Below are 18,364 nucleotides of genomic sequence, written 5' to 3'. Positions count from 1 at the left end.
CCGAGAGGATGATGAACGCCCTATTTGTATGGGAAGAAAGAATTATCTGTTTTGCGGATCGGAACTAGGGGCAAAGAATGCTTCTATGTTATACTCAATTATTGAAACATGTAAGATGAATGGATTAAGGCCGGTGAAATATATAGCGGAAATTTTAACTAAATTAACGGCAGGAGAAACAAATTACATGTCACTATTACCTATCAACAATAATAAAGAATACTAATTATTGGATAAAGAGATGCTATATACTCCACTACAGAGTATAGAAAAAGGGACAGCCATACAATGAGTGCTTACCCAATTATCCCATAGCTTTGCATAAAGGAATCAAGGCTTTTTCTTTGATTATATAACGCGTTGCAGATACTTTATCTGCAACCTATCTGCCACAGTATCTGCCACGTTCCAACTATTTGTCAATTAGTGCATTACACGCGTTTGGTTGCAGGTGGCAGATGTTTTTATGTTTTTCAACTTTATAGTAGACAAAAAACTTTCATTCATTTCTGCACCTGCATGAACAAGCAACAACTACTTAGTATGCTGCTTCACATACTCCGATGGCAGACAACCGACATACTTCTTGAAACTGGTAGAGAAGTAAGAAGAAGATCCGAAGCCTACCATTCCGCTAATCTCCGAAATGGAGTAGCGCCCTTCAAGCAACAATTTACACGCCTTATTAAAACGGATACGCCGGATAAAGTTGGCAGGCGGTTCACCGGATATGGAATTCATCTTGAGATACAGTGACGAACGGCTCATACAAAGCTGACTTGCCAACTCATCAGAGGTGAAGTCTTCATTACTGATATTTTCTTCTACTACCTGAATAGCTTTGCTCATGAATTCCTCATCCAGATTATTCGAAGTCATTTTAGCAGTATCTATATCAATCGTATTCGAATAATAGTGTTTCAACCGCTGGCGTGCTTTCAGTTGATTAGCTATTTTTCCTTTCAATAAATGAATCGAGAACGGTTTGGCAATGTAATCATCCGCTCCAGCCTGAATACCCTCCGTCTGTGCATCAACACTTCCTTTGGCAGACAACAGCAAGACGGGAATGTGGCAGGTTTGCAGATTTCGTTTAATAAGCTGGCAAAGTTTGATACCGTCAATACCCGGCATCATCACGTCGGAAAGAACAATATCCACACGATGCTCTTTCATAATAGCCAATGCTTCTTCGCCGTTTCCGGCGGTCAGCGTCACATAGTTCTGCCGGAAATTATCTTTCAGGTAATCCACCATCTCTTTATTGTCATCTACCAACAAGATAGTAGGACGCTCTTCCTCACTGCCGGCTTCTATCTGATCACCGTCCGATAGTTCTTCTGCAACTATAGCCGACGCATCACCAGAGAAATATTCATCAGCCACCGGAAGCTCCCGGAGAGAAGCAGATGTTTCGACTTCATGTGCCGGCAATTCACATTCTTTCTCCGTGAAGGCAGCCATATCAGCAGGTAGCGTGACTTTAAATTCGGTATATTGAGCAGGTTCGCTTGCTACCATAATAGTGCCGTGATGCTTTTCTACAAGCATCTTCACCAATGACAGCCCGATACCCGTCCCCTTTCGCTGACCGTCTACCTGATAGAAACGTTCGAAAATGTGGGTTAGCTGTTCCGGAGACATACCGATTCCGCTATCTCTTACCGTGAAGCCATAGGTATCTCCCTCTGTCCATAAGGAAAGCGAAATACTTCCGCCGTCCGGTGTAAACTTAAAGGCGTTAGACAACAGGTTCATCAAGATAGTCTCTACATACGTCCGGTCCGCCGGAAACAATCGTCCTTCCAGATCGGATTTTATATGAAAGCTGATAGCACGCTTCTGCGCATTTTCTTTAAACAGGGCAAAAGCATCTTGCAACAGTTCTTCTACATCCACCTGCGCAACATGAATAGGCATTGCACCTGCTTCGGCTTTACGGAAATCCAGCAACTGGTTGACAATGTGCAACAACTTACGACCGTTCTTATAAACGTAATCCAGCTTCTGTTGTACCGGAGTACCTTTCAGATTGCTCTGCCCCAAGAGTTCCTCCAACGGAGCCAGTATCAGACTCAACGGAGTACGCAACTCATGAGACATATTCATGTAAAAACGTACTTTCTCCTGACTGATTTCTTCTATCTTGTTTCGTTCTATCTGTTCGATCCGGACTTGCATCTTCATTTTGGCACGGGCAATAAAGAAATAGATCACAAAGACGAGAAGCCCTACAGAAAAGAAGATGAAAAGTGTCTTTGCCCACCAGGTCTGATACCACATCGGAATGATATGCACAAAAAATTCAGTGGTCGCCTCGCTCCACTTTCCATTGTTGTTACATGCCTTCACCTTGAATACATACTCACCGGGCGGGAGATTGGAATAACTCGCCCGTGCAAAGGAAACATGACGGGAGTAGTTCCACTCGGTTTCAAAGCCTTCCAATTTGTAAACGAACTGGTTCCGTTTGCCAGCCAAATAGTTGATAACGGCAAACCGGATATTAAAAAGTTTCTGATCGGAAGGGAACGACATACCCAGCATCCGCCCTTGCTCGTCCTGATAATAACGTACCCGTTCACTTTTCATATCCGTAATCACCTGATTTAAGACAACGGCTCCTGTCACTACCGCATCCGGGGAATATGGATTATCACCCAATTCGTATGGCTTGAAATAGGCAACGCCCCCAAGAGACCCCAGAAAGAATGTACCATCGTGCGCTTTGCAAGCTCCGAAATAGTTAAACTGATCGTGAGGCAATCCGTCCTGCTTCGTATAGTTGAGGAAAGTACCCTCCTCCGTATTGAAGCAAGCCAGTCCCTTGTTAGTTGTCAACCATAAACGCCCCCGTTCATCTTCCAGTATATTATAAATAAAGTCGTTTGGCAAACCGTCTTTCATCGTATAGTGTTTCCAGGCAGTCGGTGCTCCTTCCTTATAGCAATATAATCCTGTGGAAGAACCGATCCAGATTTCATGACGGCTATCCTCCTGTACACAGAAAGCCTGTATCAACCCATGCAGATAAGCCGAAGAAGAAAGATGCAGTTCTTCCAGTTTCCCGCCGGCATACAAAAACAGGCTCTCTTCCGTACCAATCCAGATTCTTCCTTTTGAATCGCGAAACAAGGTATATATCAATACATTCTCTAACTTTTTATGCTTTTTAGCCAACGGATGCTGTGAAAGTTCGCCGGTCTGTTTGTCGAAAAGGTAAAGCCCGCTCATGCCGCCTACCCAAAGCGTTCCATCCGTTCCGTCCAATAAGGAGTAACAACTGTTAGTCAGGGAAGTAGAATGGGGAAAGGAATATGTTTCTATCCTGCCACTCCGGTGATGCAGACGACTCATTCCCCCTCCATGAGTGCCGATATAGACACTTCCATCCTTGCCCGTCCATATACATTTTATATTGTCCGACTTTAAAGCGTTGGCGGAAGTACCCGTCCGGTAATATGAAAAGACTCCGGTTTTCCGGTTATAATAATTTAATCCGCCGTCGTTCGTGCCAATCCAGAGATTGCCATTATCCGGGTCTTCGGCAATACAACTCACTGTGTTATCACTTAACGAATTCCTCCAGGCGGAATGTTGCAAGCGTCCGAATGCCGGAGCGAGAGGATGATAATAATTAAGCCCGCCGTAAAATGTACCGATCCACATTCCCCCTTGATTATCTTTCAAGATAGAACGGATGGAATTATGGCCCAAGGTAGTCGGATCTTCAGGAGAAAAACGACAGATCCGGAACGTTTCCGTCTCCGGTTCAAGGATAAGCAAACCTTCCATGGTTCCTATCCAAACCCTTCCTTTATCATCTCCGGACAATGTCCTGACCGAGTTCGTAAGGAAATAAGCAGGAGTATTTTGCTTGTTATAATGATGTTTTATTTGAAAGTTGTTATCCACACAATACACCCCGTTTGTCAATGAAGCCAGCCAACAGTTGCCGGTTTTGTCGTCATAGAGCATATCGGAGATGGTTTCTCCTTTCAATTGGAGAAGAAGCGGGGTCACGTTTTCGTTGCGTACATAATAGAAATAGACACCTTCCGAAGTTCCCAACAGGAAACCGTCATTCATCCGGCAAACAGAATAGATCGTTTTTCCGGCAAGTTCCGGCTGCACTTTCATCCGCCCGGTCTTTTTATCAAAAATCACCAGACCGATATTGGTAGCAAGCAAAAGCCGGTCGCCTTCCTCCGGTTCTCCGATAGCCAATACTTGCATCGGCTGATTGTCCGGTGAAGAATAATTGGTGAAATTATTCCCTACTATATTATAACGGGATAAACCGACCTGTGTGCCTACCCATACCGTACCTTTCGAATCGGTATGAAGTGAATAGACATGATTGTTTGCCAGACTGGTCGTATCATCCGGCGCTTTATAATACGAAACGAAGCGGGAACCTTCATACCAGTTCAGTCCGTCTATGGTGCCTACCCAAAGCTTATTATTATGATCTTGTGTCAGAGCGAGCACAGTATTTTGCGACAACCCGTCATCCACGGATAATCGCTTAAAATGAATGAAGCTGTCGGCGGCCGATACAGCCAAAGGAAAAAATAAAATGCAAACGGTTAATCCGAATAGGTACTTAAATAGCAAATGCCGGTCTTTCATGAGCTAATATTGAAGAATTTATCGTAAAGATAAGTATTTTCAATTCAATCTGATAAATGAATCCCGTTTTTTAACTCATATAAAGGACCGGTATCGGCTCAAAACAGGACAACCGCGCCAAAGTCCGACAGTTATGAATTCATATTTTAGACACGGTTGCCCTGAACTTTAAATTTTTTACGGTTTCTCTTCAAGTTAGTAAGACGGATTTTCTGATTTTTCTTTCAGATCTTTATAACGTTTCAAGGCTTCCAGATAATAATAATCGGCATAATTGAGCGGAGTATCAATTTCACTGTCGTGCGGGAAACTACCAACCGAATGTAACAGGATGAAGCCATGATTTTCTCCTTCCTGGGCCAAATAATCATCAGAGGATAAGTGTTTCAGGATATGCTCCGCATAACGGAAATATTCTTCCCCTTGTTTCTTGTCGCCATAACCACTCAACTCTAGCAATGCAGAAGCTGTTACGGCAGCTGCAGAAGCATCCCGCGGTTCATTCGGAATATTGGGAGCATCATAATCCCAATAAGGTACATAGTCATTTTCGGACGGACGGTGATCGATAATGAACCGCGCTATTTTATGAGCGGCATCCAGATAGCTCTGTTGCTTGGTGAAGCGATAACACATGGTATAACCATACACTCCCCAAGCCTGTCCACGCGCCCAAGCGGAAGAATCGGCATATCCCTGAAAGGTTCCTTTCGACTCTACCTCACCGCTATCTGCCAGATAGCTCACCACATGGTAAGAGGTCATGTCCTCCCGGAAGTGATTCTTCAACGTTTTGTCAGCATGAGAGATGGCTATTTCACGATATTTCGGATTATTGGTTTGCTCCGAAGCCCAGAACAGCATTTCAAGATTCATCATATTATCAATAATCACCGGATAGCTCCATTCACCGAAATCCCACGAACGAATCAGTCCGACTTCCGGACGAAAACGGGAGCACAAGCTTTCTGAAGAATGAATCAAAATCAAACTGTCCGTTGGCTCCGGTTTCAAACGGATGCCCTGCCCATAACTGCAAAACATCATAAAACCCAAATCGTGATTACCCGTATAATATTGCATATCCTGCAGACGGTTCGTATATTTACGCGCCTCTTTTGCGAGGGCCTCATCACCGGTCAACTCGTATGCCAGCCACATGGAACCGGGATAGAAACCACTCGTCCAATCTGTGGGGTGCTCCAGTCTGTACTTTCCTTCTTTGATAGAACGGGGAAAACAGGCGGTATCCGGTTCATTCTTCAATTGTTCTGCCATATAGAGCAACTGATGTCCCGCTGTTTTCACTGCATGGTCGAACCATTCCATCTCATTTCCTTTTGAAGCATCGCAAGCAGTCAGGAGCGCCATACTCCCTACCGCCAGTAAAAGTTTGTTTTTCATTGTTCCACTTTATTTTGTTACTGTATTCTATTACTGGCAACAAAGTTAGAGCAAGTCGCGGACAGACCCTTTGCAAATCTATTTTTTCATTTTCGTTTCTATTTCTACGGACTTTGATTTTGTCCAAAAGTGCTTTGTTTTTATCTTTTATAGAAAAACAGGCACGGATTTTACCAAATAAGCTGTTGTCAGGCATAACCAAACAACTATGCAGCCTTTTGCAAAATCCGTGCCTCCACTAAAAAGTACACGCTCTTTTATCTCACAATATCTTCCGGAAACTTAGCCGGCATTTCCACCCTCTTCCAAGTTTCATAATACCAAGTGTTCAACTCATTTCCATTCAAATCATTCTTGATAAAATATTTCAGATGGAGATAATCATTGTCTTTAATCTCAAATTCCAAAATATTGTCCTGATTGTCCAGCATCGGGAGATGAATGTTCTTCTCGATACTTTCCTTATAAGAATCGTCCGTGAGTTGTTTATAAGTACCATATCCAGTAATAATCGCATCCGCACCGGGAATAATGGTAAAGTTAACGATTTGTCCGTCATCACTCAATACTTTAAATGTATTACTGGGTTTCAACGCTCCCGGAACATCGGGAGATTCGGAGACATAATGGCAGAGCTGCCAAATACCTTTCAAATCGGCCGCTTTGAATTTGGTTTTCTTCTGGGCCGTCGCACCTGTTACCGCTAACAACATTATTGAAAGCATGGTAAAGAAATAGAGCTTTTTCATTGTTGTATTATTTTAGTTAACACTCTCGAATGCGTATTTCCAAATATAAAGATTTATTTTGAGAATACAGCAATTCAGAGCATAAAAAACTCGCATAACCTGAAGATTATGCGAGTTTTACATAAATATACCGAAATATTAGAAATCAGCATTTCTTGGTGTACGCGGGAACGGTATCACGTCACGGATATTCGCCATACCTGTTACAAACAATAACAGACGTTCGAACCCTAATCCGAAACCGGAGTGAGGACAAGTACCGAACTTACGGGTATCCAGATACCACCACATATCCTTCATCGGGATGTGCATTTCTTCAATACGGGTCATCAGCTTGTTATAGTCGGCTTCACGTTCGGAACCACCGATAATTTCACCAATTTTCGGGAAAAGAACGTCCATGGCACGTACAGTCTTACCGTCTTCGTTCTGCTTCATATAGAAGGCCTTGATTTCCTTCGGATAGTCAATCAGAATCACCGGACGTTTGAAGTGTTCTTCCACTAAGAAACGTTCGTGTTCGGAAGCCAGGTCCACGCCCCAGTAAACCGGGAATTCGAACTTATGTCCTTTCGCAACAGCTTCTTCAAGAATCTTGATACCATCTGTATAAGGCAAACGTACGAAATCATCTTTCAATACACCTTGCAGACGTTCAATCAAGCCTTTATCGAACATATCGTTCAGGAACTTCACATCATCCGCACAGTTATCCAACGCCCATTTCACACAATATTTGATGAACTCTTCTGCCAAATCCATGTTGTCTGTAATGTCGTTGAAAGCCACTTCCGGCTCAATCATCCAGAACTCTGCCAAGTGGCGGGGAGTGTTGGAGTTTTCGGCACGGAACGTAGGACCGAATGTGTAGATAGCGCCCAAAGCAGTAGCTGCCAACTCACCTTCCAGCTGACCGGAAACAGTCAGACTTGCCTGCTTACCGAAGAAATCATCTTCATAAGAGATAGAACCTCTCTCGTCTTTCTTCAAGTCATACAGGTTCATGGTAGTCACCTGGAACATCTGTCCGGCACCTTCACAATCGGAAGCCGTAATGATCGGCGTATGGAAATAGAAGAAGCCCTTTTCATGGAAGAACTTGTGAATAGCAATCGCCATGTTGTGACGGATGCGGAACACTGCACCGAATGTATTGGTACGCGGACGCAAGTGAGCAATCTCGCGCAAGAATTCCATAGAGTGGCCTTTCTTCTGTAATGGATATGTATTATCGCAAGTACCCAGCACTTCGATTTCACGAGCCTGTACTTCCACTTTCTGACCGGAACCCACTGATTCTACCATTTCTCCGTTCACGCTGATACAAGCGCCGGTAGTAATCAGTTTCAGCATCTCTTCATCGAAATTAGCCAAATCTACTACGATCTGCAAATTATTTATTGTAGAACCGTCATTCAGTGCGATAAAGTTTACTTGTTTGCTACCTCTACGGGTGCGAACCCATCCTTTCACATTGACCATAGCGCCAATGTCTGTGCGCTTCAACAGATCAACAATTTTTGTTCTACCAATCTTTTCCATTTAACTTTTTCTTTTTAGATACAAGAAGACGAGGTTTCAAATGCAGGATGAATTCTTTCCTGCTTTCTTTCCCCGTCCTCTGTCAAGTTGTTATTTATTGACTTATTACTCAAACGAACCCATGCGGAGGTAGTTTACTTCTGCTTCCGACAGGTAACGCCAGTCTCCGCGACGCAGACCTTTTTTGGTCAGTCCGGCGAAGAATACACGGTCGAGTTTTACTACTTTATAACCCAGTGATTCGAAAATACGGCGAACGATACGGTTCTTACCGGAGTGAATTTCGATACCTACCTGGTCTTTCTTGAAATCATCTGTATAGCTGATTGCATCTGCATGGATTTCACCATCTTCCAACTGGATACCAGCTGCAATCTGCTCCATATCTGCTTTAGTCAGGTTCTTGTCCAGATGAACATGATAAATTTTCTTCTTCAGGAATTTCGGGTGTGTCAGCTTGGAAGCCAGATCACCGTCATTCGTCAGTAACAGTACACCAGTCGTGTTACGGTCCAGACGTCCTACCGGATAAATACGTTCGTTGCAAGCGCCTTTCACCAAATCCATTACTGTACGGCGTTCCTGCGGATCATCCGATGTAGTAACGGTATCTTTCGGTTTATTCAGCAATACGTATACTTTGCGTTCGATGCTTACCGGTTCGTCGTGGAACTTAACCACATCCGAACGTTTGATCTTCGTACCCAATTCCGTTACCACTTCACCGTTTACAGAAACCACACCTGCTGTGATAAATTCATCAGCCTCACGACGGGAGCAAACACCTGCGTTAGCCAGGAACTTATTCAGACGAATCGGTTCATTCGGATCAACGAACTGTTCCTTGTACTCGATCTGTTTCTTTACGCTATACTTAGCGTTCGGATCATAATCGCCGGTACGCGGACGAGGACGATATCCTCCTTGACGGTCGTTATTATATCTCGGACGATAACCTCCACCGCCGTTGTTGCTGCGATAGCCGCCACCTTCGCCGTTATTGAAACGGGGACGATACGGACGGTCACCACCTTCACGGTTGTAAGAAGGACGTTGAGGACGGTCGCCACCTTCGCCGTTATTAAAGCGGGGACGGTAAGGACGGTCGCCACCTTCACGGTTGTAGGAAGGACGTTGAGGACGGTCGCCATAAGACGGACGCTCACCACCTTCGCCGCTATTGAAGCGGGGACGGTAAGGACGGTCACCACCTTCACGGTTGTAAGAAGGACGTTGAGGACGGTCATAAGAACCACCTTCGCGGTTGTAAGGACGTTGCGGGCGTTCACCTCCTTCATTATTGTTATTGAAGCGAGGACGATACGGACGATCTCCACCTTCACGATTGTAAGAAGGACGTTGGGGACGGTCGCCATAAGAGCGGTCACCGTACGAACGCTGCGGGCGTTCGCCTCCTTCATTGTTGGCATTAAATCGCGGGCGATACGGACGATCCCCGCCTTCACGGTTGTAAGAAGGGCGATACGGACGTTCTCCACCTTCTCTGTTGTAAGACCTGTTACCATCACGGCCGGCACTTGTATTCTCTTCATTGAAAGAATTTTCGCGCCATTCTTCGTTTTCTGTGCTCATTTTTTTATTCGAATAAAATTAGACTTTGGCCTCACGGCCTATTTAAAAAACACGTTTATTATATAAGTAAACAATTAAAGCCCCGTATATGTATGGGGAGTGATTGCTCTTAACTCTTTTTTAATATCTTCGCTTACATTCAATTCTTCGATAAACTCTTTAATAGAACTTTCTGTAATAGCTTGGTTGGTGCGGGTTAACGCTTTCAAAGCTTCATACGGATGCGGATAAGCCTCACGGCGCAGGATGGTCTGAATAGCTTCTGCCACTACACTCCAACAATTATCCAAATCACGATAAATAGCCGGTTCGTTCAATAACAGTTTGCGCAATCCTTTCAAAGAACTCTGGATAGCAATCACGATATGACCGAAAGGTACACCGACATTACGCAACACTGTTGAGTCTGTCAAGTCCCGCTGCAAACGGGAAACAGGAAGCTTCACAGCCAAATGTTCCAGAATAGACGTTGCTATGCCCAGGTTACCTTCTGCATTTTCAAAGTCAATCGGATTCACTTTATGCGGCATGGCGCTCGAACCTACTTCTCCGGCTTTGATCTTCTGCTTGAAGTACTCCATAGAGATGTACTGCCAGAAGTCACGATTCATATCCACCATGATGGTATTGATACGCTTCATAGCATCAAAAACAGCAGAGAGGTTATCATAGTTCGAAATCTGCGTTGTATATTCTTCGCGTTCCAGTCCCAGTTTTTCTGCAACAAACCGATTGCCGAATTGTTTCCAGTCATATTGAGGATAAGCCACGTGATGCGCATTGTAGTTTCCGGTAGCACCGCCAAACTTAGCGGTAAGCGGACATGCTTTCAACATAGCCAACTGACGTTCGAGACGGTAAACAAATACCATCACTTCTTTACCCAGACGGGTAGGAGAAGCCGGCTGACCGTGAGTTTTGGCAAGCATCGGAATGTTGGCCCATTCTGTCGCATAGGTTTTCAACTGTGCAATCAGCTCTTCAATCAACGGGTAATAAACCTGATCCAATGCCTCTTTGATAGAAAGAGGAACAGACGTATTGTTAATATCCTGAGAAGTCAGTCCGAAGTGGATAAACTCTTTATAGTCATCCATTCCACCCATCTTGTCAAACTCTTCTTTCAGGAAATATTCTACGGCTTTCACATCGTGGTTAGTTACACTTTCGATATCTTTAATGCGTTGTGCGTCTGCTTCGGAGAAGTTACGGTAGATATTCCGTAAAGTTTCAAACACGCTACTATCGATTCCTTTCAATTGCGGCAAAGGAAGTTCGCACAAGGTGATAAAATACTCCACCTCTACCTGTACACGGTATTTAATCAGTGCAAATTCAGAGAAATAAGCTGCCAAAGCTTTAGTTTTGCCTCTATATCGACCATCAATCGGAGATATGGCCGTTAATACATCAAGTTCCATACGTTTTCTTAGATAATTATCAGACTGCAAAATTAACTCTTTTTCCTGAGTTATAAGATAAAAGGAGAAAGAAAGTTTGTATAAAAGAGGTAAGAAATAAAAAAAGTCTCACGAATTTCTTCGTAAGACTTCCTTTTTGGTGTGGGCGTTGACGGATTCGAACCGCCGACCCTCTGCTTGTAAGGCAGATGCTCTGAACCAGCTGAGCTAAACGCCCTTGTTAATGAGCCGGAAGTGTTTCGTTTTTAGTGTGGGCGTTGACGGATTCGAACCGCCGACCCTCTGCTTGTAAGGCAGATGCTCTGAACCAGCTGAGCTAAACGCCCGTACACTTCCGTTTCAAAAGCGATGCAAAGGTACGGCATTTTTTGAATTCTGCAAACATTTCATGTATTATTTTTCAAGAAAGTTTTCATCAAATAAAGAAACACTCTGATTATCAGCAAATAATAATAAAAACTTTTTTCTTGCCACTTTCACTTCTTCCGGTTCATCTAATAAACAGAACAAAATAAAGATAGTCGCGCCTCTTTTTCTATCATTAATAATTAAAATAGAATCTGCAGGAAAACGAATTCCCAATAAAGATAGTAACGCAGGAACGCTTAAATCCGGGAAATAACTTTTCCGGTCAAACGTTAAACAACCTGTTTGCGAACAACACGTGCCGGATTCCCGACTGCCACACTGTCGTCGGGAATATCTTTCGTCACAACACTCCCCGCCCCTATCACACAGCGATTGCCAATCGTCACGCCGGGACAGATAATAGCACCGCCACCAATCCAGCAGTCTTCGCCAATCGTCACCGGATAAGCATATTCCTTAGAGCCTCTTCTTTCCAGATAATCCATCGGATGATGCGGTGTATAAATCTGTACACAAGGTCCAACCAGCGTATGGGCGCCTATCGTGATATATCCTCCATCCAGGAAAGTGCAATTGGCATTCACAAATACATGTTCACCCAATTTAATTCCGTCTCCATGATCGCAATGGAAAGGCGGGCAGATTATTGAAGTTTCAGGAATCTCCGGTACCAGTTCTTCCAATAATTCCCGATACCCCGCATCATAAGTGCTCATTCCCCGCATACGCGCCAGCAGCTTCTTGGCATGTTCAAAACGCACCTGCAATTCCGGCGCAGCCATATCAGCCAACTGGCTACTACGCATCTTTTCTACTTCCGTCATACTTTATATTTCTTTACCGTTAGTAAATACAAACTTCTTTTCATCCGAAAGAGATTCGTTAAATTCGAATCCTTCCCAGGAGAAGCTTTTCAAATCCTCCGGATTTTCGATTCTGTTCTTCAGAATGAACCGCGTCATTTCACCACGGGACATCTTGATATAGATCACTATCGAAGCTAATTTCCCGTTCTTCCACACCTGAAATTCGGGAGTAACGACACGTACTTCTCTCTCCACACGTTTCCAATCGAACAAACTTTTCATCTCGTCGCTGGCCAGATTGCAGAGTATGCCTCCCGCTTTCTTTATATCTTCGATGAAAACATCTGTCAGACGGGATTTCCAATAAGAGAACATGGTCTGATTACCCGGTTCCGGCAACACTACGTCTCCTTCCAAGCGGTAGGAACGAATGACATCTAAAGGCCTCAACAACCCATAACAAAAAGAAGTCAACCGCAGATGTTCCTGCGCATATTCAAATTCTTCTTTCGAGAAATCTTTTGCATTCAGTCGCTTGAATACAATTCCGGTATAAGCCAGCAAAGCGGGCAGTTCCGATGTATCTTCTGCATGAAAAGCCTGATAACGCTTATAATTCTCCACCGCCATCCTGGCATTTATACGCAACAGGCGTTCCAGTTCATCCACCGAAAACTGTGACATCTGCAAAGCAATCCCGGAAGCTTCTTTTTGAAATCGTGGAACTGTCTTCAAAGGTACTTTCACCTTTGAAGTCTCACTCATAGTCTTGGCACAAGATAGAAGTACTAACATTGTTTTATCTGATTTTATCTTTTCAAGAAACAAAAATAAAAAATAAATCGCTTCTCTTGCTGATGGATAGACAGATTCTACTTAGTTTCAACCAATAATTAACTTTAATCATTTATTAATAACAAAACACTCCCTATATAGAACACACTCTGATGTGCTATATTTACTAATAAAAAAGAAACTCCCTCTTTGGACAAGCCAAAGAGAGAGTTCTCCTTATCTAATAGACAGCTAAAGCTGTTTTTATTTATATTCCTGCCAGCTCTTAATCTGAATATCATTCAGTTTCAATTCGCAGAATGCTTCGATAAAGGCGCTTGCCAAACGAGCATTGGTAATCAACGGAATGTTATGATCGATTGCACCGCGACGGATACGATAACCGTTCGTCAACTCACGCTTGCTGTGATTCTTCGGAATGTTAACGATCAAATCAAACTTATGGTCAGCAATCATCTTCATGACGTTGTTCTCTGCACCCGGTTTTTCATCCGGCCAGTAAACTGGAGTCGTTTCTACACCGTGAGCGTTCAAGAAGGCAGCAGTTCCGGCAGTTGCGTAAATCTGATAGCCCTTAGCAAACAGCATACGGCTGGCATCCAGCAAATCTACTTTCGACTTCATTGCACCGGAAGAGAACATCACTGCTTTTTCAGGAATTTTGAATCCGGTAGCAATCATTGAATTCAGCAATGCTTCAGAGAAATCGTCACCGATACATCCCACTTCACCTGTAGAAGACATGTCTACGCCCAATACCGGGTCAGCCTTGTGCAGACGAGAGAAAGAGAATTGAGAAGCTTTTACACCAATCCAGTCGATATCGAATGCCGACTTATCCGGGCGTGAGTATGGAGCATCCAGCATGATGCGGGTAGCAGTTTCGATAAAGTTACGTTTCAGAACTTTAGATACAAACGGGAAGCTACGAGAAGCACGCAAGTTACATTCGATTACTTTCACTTCGTTGTTACGAGCCAGGAACTGGATATTGAACGGACCGGAGATATTGAGTTCTTTAGCAATCTGACGGCTGATCTTCTTGATGCGACGAGCTGTTGCAAAGTAAATCTTCTGTGCCGGGAATACCAACGTAGCATCACCGGAGTGAACACCGGCAAACTCTACGTGTTCGGAGATTGCGTATTCTACCACTTCACCATTCTGTGCAACGGCATCAAATTCAATCTCTTTCGTATTTTCAAGGAACTGGGAAACAACAACCGGATATTCTTTAGAAACTTCGGCAGCCATCTTCAGGAAGTTCTCCAATTCTTCATCGTCATAGCAAACATTCATTGCTGCTCCTGAAAGGACGTAAGAAGGACGAACCAATACCGGGTAGCCTACTTTTTCTACAAATCCCTTCACTTCTTCAAGACTGGTCAGTTCCATCCAAGCCGGTTGGTCGATACCCAGTTGGTCGAGCATAGCAGAGAACTTATTACGGTTTTCAGCACGGTCGATAGAAATCGGAGAAGTACCCAATACAGGAACCGACTGACGGTAAAGTTTCATAGCCAAGTTGTTCGGGATTTGTCCGCCTACCGAGACGATCACACCACGAGGTTGTTCGAGGTCGATTACATCAAGTACACGTTCGAACGAAAGTTCGTCGAAGTAGAGACGGTCGCACATATCATAGTCAGTAGAAACCGTTTCAGGGTTGTAGTTAATCATGATAGACTTGTAACCCAGTTTGCGAGCAGTCTGAACTGCATTCACCGAGCACCAGTCAAATTCTACAGAGCTACCGATACGGTAAGCACCCGAACCCAGTACAACTACTGATTTTTCATTCTTATAATAGTTTACATCGTAGCCTTCCACTGCATAAGTCATATACAGATAGTTAGTCAGTTCCGGATGTTCGGAAGCAACTGTATTAATACGTTTTACAGCCGGGAGGATACCCATAGACTTACGATGAGCACGCACTGCCAGGTTTTCTTTCTCCATGTTTCCGGTTGGATTCAGTACGAAACGGGCAATCTGGAAGTCAGAGAAACCTAACACTTTAGCTTCACGCATTACATCGGCAGGTATATCTTCCACCTTATTATAGGTAGACAATTTCGCTTTGTAGTCTACGATATTTTTCAGTTTGCCAAGGAACCATGGGTCGATCTTTGTCAGATCGTGGATACGTTCGATGGTATACCCTTCTTCCATTGCTTGTGCAATGGCGAAAACACGCAAGTCAGTCGGGCGAGAAAGCTCTTTATCAAGATCATCAAAGTGCAGTTCGTCATTACCTACGAAACCGTGCATTCCCTGACCGATCATACGAAGGCCTTTCTGGATGATTTCTTCGAAAGAGCGACCGATAGACATGATTTCACCTACTGATTTCATGCTTGAACCGATTTCACGGGATACACCGGCAAACTTCGTCAAGTCCCAACGAGGGATTTTACAGATATAGTAGTCAAGTTGCGGAGCTACGTATGCAGAGTTCGGGGTTCCCATCTCACCAATCTGGTCGAGTGTGTAACCAAGTGCCACTTTAGCAGCTACGAATGCCAACGGATAACCGGTAGCCTTAGAAGCCAATGCAGAAGAACGGCTCAAACGGGCATTTACTTCAATCACACGGTAGTCATCCGTTTCAGAGTTGAAAGCATACTGAATGTTACATTCACCCACGATACCGAGGTGACGGATACATTTGGTAGAAAGTTCTTTCAACAAAGCCAGTTCTTTATCATCCAGCGAGCAGGTGGGAGCTACTACAATTGATTCGCCGGTATGAATACCCAGCGGATCGAAGTTTTCCATGCTGGCTACTGTGAAGCAATGGTCGTTAGCGTCACGGATCACTTCAAATTCGATTTCTTTCCAGCCTTTCAAAGACTCTTCTACCAGAATTTGTTTGGAGAAAGCAAATGAGCTCTCTGCCAATTTCAGGAATTCTTCCTCATTGGCACAGATACCACTACCAAGACCACCCAGTGCATAAGCAGAACGCACCATGACAGGATAACCAATTCTGCGTGCAGCAGCAATGGCATCTTCCATGTTTTCTACTGCCTGGCTGACCGGAGTTTTCATTTCTATCTCGTCCAGCTTCTTCACAAACAGGTCACGGTCTTCTGTATACATGATAGCTTCTACCGAAGTTCCGAGCACCTTTACTCCGTATTTATCAAGAATACCTTGTGTGTAAAGTTCAGCACCACAGTTCAATGCAGTCTGTCCGCCGAATGCCAAAAGGATACCATCGGGACGTTCTTTCTTGATAATTTCTTCTACGAAATAAGTATTCACGGGAAGGAAATACACTTTATCGGCAATACCTTCAGAAGTCTGAATGGTAGCGATGTTCGGGTTTACCAATACTGAGCTGATACCTTCTTCTTTCAAAGCTTTCAGTGCTTGTGAGCCTGAGTAGTCGAACTCTCCGGCTTGTCCGATTTTGAGTGCTCCAGAACCCAAAACGAGAACTTTCTTGATTTCCTTTTCCATTTCTTTTGTTGTTATAATAAGTTGTTATTTCTAAGTTCGTTCATAAAAAAAATGCGTTACCCTCAAAAAAGGATTAACGCATTACCAAAGAACTAAAATATTGTTTTTGGAAATAAGAGAAGAAGACTTTCGTTTCGGGATGAAAAACATCCGAATGTAAATAATACTTGCTTCTAATTTCCTGTTGATTCATTGTTGACTTCAAAATTTGTGCAAAGTAACGACATATTTTGCACATGACAAAAAGATACGTTCACTTTTTTACTGAAATAATTTACCGTGTTAATGAAACAATCGTTTTTCCATTGGCTTTTAATGATTACATTCTTATCTTAAACAGGCACAAATCATGAAGTAACTGCATTTTGATGTTTCTTTCAGTTTTTATCCTTATCTTTGTCGCCATTATATAATAAGGTAATAAATATGGAAAAAGAAAAAATCATATTGACGGGCGACCGTCCTACCGGAAGACTTCATATCGGTCACTATGTAGGTTCGTTGAAACGCAGAGTTGACCTGCAAAACGCAGGTGATTATAGTAAGATGTTTATCTTCATAGCCGATTCACAGGCATTGACAGACAATATAGACAATCCGGAAAAGGTGCGTCAGAATGTAATCGAAGTTGCTCTTGATTATCTGGCTTGTGGTATTGATCCGACTAAAGCTACGATTTTCATCCAGTCGCAAATACCGGAACTATGCGAACTTAGTTTCTATTATATGGACCTTGTCAGCGTATCCCGCCTGCAACGTAACCCGACTGTGAAATCGGAAATCCAGATGCGTAACTTTGAAGCAAGTATTCCCGTAGGTTTCTTCACTTATCCCATCAGCCAGGCAGCAGACATTACAGCATTCCGCGCAACGACTGTCCCTGTGGGTGAAGACCAAGAACCGATGCTTGAACAGGCTCGTGAAATCGTTCGCCGTTTCAATTATATATATGGTGAGACATTGGTAGAACCGGAAATCCTGTTGCCGGACAATGCAGCTTGTCTGCGTCTTCCGGGAACTGACGGTAAAGCTAAAATGAGTAAATCGCTCGGAAACTGCATCTACCTTTCGGAAGAACCGGAAGAAATCCAAAAGAAAATCATGAGTATGTATACCGACCCGGGACATCTCCGCGTACAAGATCCGGGAAAGATTGAAGGTAATACGGTATTTACTTACCTGGATGCTTTCTGCCTCCCCGAACATTTCGAACGTTATTTACCGGATTATCCGAATCTGGCAGAACTGAAAGCGCATTATCAACGCGGCGGACTGGGCGACGTAAAAGTGAAACGTTTCCTAAATTCCATCATGCAGGAGACTTTGGAACCGATTCGCAATCGTCGCAAGGAGTTCAGCAAGGATATCCCTGCTATCTACGAGATGCTTCAGCAAGGCTGCGAAGTGGCAAGGGCTGCGGCTGCCGAGACTTTGGCTGACGTGAAGAAGGCGATGAAGATTAATTATTTTGATGATAAGGAATTAATCGAAGAGCAGGTGAAACGTTTCTCGCAAGAGTAAAAGATTTCGTCTGGGAATAAACATAATTATAAGGTAAAGGCTGCCCTTCTTTTGTAGAACAGGCAGC

11 protein-coding genes and 2 tRNA genes are annotated in these 18,364 nt (G+C 43.7%); 2 read left to right on the top strand and 11 right to left on the bottom strand.

The window, feature by feature from the left end; all coding sequences use genetic code 11:
• Window positions 1-226: transposase domain-containing protein (locus tag HMPREF0106_RS25620; RefSeq protein WP_198138543.1), on the top strand; the 226-nt coding region annotated here is incomplete at its 5' end.
• A 308-nt stretch (window positions 227-534) separates the two neighbouring features.
• Here HMPREF0106_RS25620 and HMPREF0106_RS21200 read toward each other — a convergent pair.
• From HMPREF0106_RS21200 to carB, 11 genes are all read right to left on the bottom strand, one after another.
• Window positions 535-4,632, bottom strand: a complete 4,098-nt coding sequence (locus HMPREF0106_RS21200) for a hybrid sensor histidine kinase/response regulator transcription factor (protein WP_009038974.1) — start codon at window positions 4,630-4,632, stop codon at window positions 535-537.
• Between the two features lie 195 nt (window positions 4,633-4,827).
• The gene (locus HMPREF0106_RS21205) at window positions 4,828-6,036 is read right to left on the bottom strand and encodes a glycoside hydrolase family 88 protein (RefSeq protein WP_009038973.1); all 1,209 of its coding nucleotides are present in this window, start codon (window positions 6,034-6,036) and stop codon (window positions 4,828-4,830) included.
• A gap of 257 nt (window positions 6,037-6,293) precedes the next feature.
• Complete coding sequence (locus HMPREF0106_RS21210) at window positions 6,294-6,785, bottom strand: DUF4488 domain-containing protein (protein WP_004305582.1); 492 nt, start codon at window positions 6,783-6,785, stop codon at window positions 6,294-6,296.
• Between the two features lie 138 nt (window positions 6,786-6,923).
• Window positions 6,924-8,327, bottom strand: a complete 1,404-nt coding sequence (gene asnS / locus HMPREF0106_RS21215; RefSeq protein ID WP_009038972.1) for an asparagine--tRNA ligase — start codon at window positions 8,325-8,327, stop codon at window positions 6,924-6,926.
• A 105-nt stretch (window positions 8,328-8,432) separates the two neighbouring features.
• Entirely contained in the window at window positions 8,433-9,920 is a 1,488-nt protein-coding gene (locus tag HMPREF0106_RS21220) for a pseudouridine synthase (protein ID WP_009038971.1), read from the bottom strand.
• Between the two features lie 74 nt (window positions 9,921-9,994).
• The gene (gene purB / locus HMPREF0106_RS21225; RefSeq protein WP_008020410.1) at window positions 9,995-11,341 is read right to left on the bottom strand and encodes an adenylosuccinate lyase; all 1,347 of its coding nucleotides are present in this window, start codon (window positions 11,339-11,341) and stop codon (window positions 9,995-9,997) included.
• Window positions 11,342-11,483: 142 nt separating this feature from the next.
• A tRNA-Val gene (locus HMPREF0106_RS21230) sits at window positions 11,484-11,558 on the bottom strand.
• 34 nt (window positions 11,559-11,592) lie between these two features.
• Window positions 11,593-11,667: transfer RNA gene (locus tag HMPREF0106_RS21235), tRNA-Val, on the bottom strand.
• 312 nt (window positions 11,668-11,979) lie between these two features.
• On the bottom strand, window positions 11,980-12,534 hold the full coding sequence (locus HMPREF0106_RS21240) for a sugar O-acetyltransferase (protein WP_008641864.1): 555 nt from the start codon (window positions 12,532-12,534) through the stop codon (window positions 11,980-11,982).
• A gap of 3 nt (window positions 12,535-12,537) precedes the next feature.
• On the bottom strand, window positions 12,538-13,311 hold the full coding sequence (gene yaaA / locus HMPREF0106_RS21245) for a peroxide stress protein YaaA (RefSeq protein ID WP_009038969.1): 774 nt from the start codon (window positions 13,309-13,311) through the stop codon (window positions 12,538-12,540).
• Between the two features lie 243 nt (window positions 13,312-13,554).
• Entirely contained in the window at window positions 13,555-16,776 is a 3,222-nt protein-coding gene (gene carB / locus HMPREF0106_RS21250; protein WP_009038968.1) for a carbamoyl-phosphate synthase (glutamine-hydrolyzing) large subunit, read from the bottom strand.
• Between the two features lie 426 nt (window positions 16,777-17,202).
• On the opposite strand from carB, the gene trpS reads away from it, so the two are divergent.
• Window positions 17,203-18,297 (top strand): tryptophan--tRNA ligase, encoded by a 1,095-nt coding sequence (gene trpS / locus HMPREF0106_RS21255; protein WP_009038967.1) that lies wholly within the window; start codon window positions 17,203-17,205, stop codon window positions 18,295-18,297.
• Window positions 18,298-18,364 lie beyond the last annotated feature (67 nt).

The organism is Bacteroides sp. D22, assembly GCF_000163675.1.
GTDB lineage: Bacteria > Bacteroidota > Bacteroidia > Bacteroidales > Bacteroidaceae > Bacteroides > Bacteroides xylanisolvens.
Note: the sequence above shows the minus strand (reverse complement) of the source record. Positions and strands in the feature narration are given on the sequence as shown.

What these genes read in the sequence shown, in the direction of transcription:
- carB (WP_009038968.1), bottom strand. Translation starts at nt 16,776, where the DNA reads ATGGAAAAGGAAATCAAGAAAGTTCTCGTTTTGGGTTCTGGAGCACTC.
- purB (WP_008020410.1), bottom strand. Translation starts at nt 11,341, where the DNA reads ATGGAACTTGATGTATTAACGGCCATATCTCCGATTGATGGTCGATAT.
- yaaA (WP_009038969.1), bottom strand. Translation starts at nt 13,311, where the DNA reads ATGTTAGTACTTCTATCTTGTGCCAAGACTATGAGTGAGACTTCAAAG.
- HMPREF0106_RS21200 (WP_009038974.1), bottom strand. Translation starts at nt 4,632, where the DNA reads ATGAAAGACCGGCATTTGCTATTTAAGTACCTATTCGGATTAACCGTT.
- HMPREF0106_RS21220 (WP_009038971.1), bottom strand. Translation starts at nt 9,920, where the DNA reads ATGAGCACAGAAAACGAAGAATGGCGCGAAAATTCTTTCAATGAAGAG.
- HMPREF0106_RS21240 (WP_008641864.1), bottom strand. Translation starts at nt 12,534, where the DNA reads ATGACGGAAGTAGAAAAGATGCGTAGTAGCCAGTTGGCTGATATGGCT.
- HMPREF0106_RS21210 (WP_004305582.1), bottom strand. Translation starts at nt 6,785, where the DNA reads ATGAAAAAGCTCTATTTCTTTACCATGCTTTCAATAATGTTGTTAGCG.
- trpS (WP_009038967.1), top strand. Translation starts at nt 17,203, where the DNA reads ATGGAAAAAGAAAAAATCATATTGACGGGCGACCGTCCTACCGGAAGA.
- HMPREF0106_RS21205 (WP_009038973.1), bottom strand. Translation starts at nt 6,036, where the DNA reads ATGAAAAACAAACTTTTACTGGCGGTAGGGAGTATGGCGCTCCTGACT.
- asnS (WP_009038972.1), bottom strand. Translation starts at nt 8,327, where the DNA reads ATGGAAAAGATTGGTAGAACAAAAATTGTTGATCTGTTGAAGCGCACA.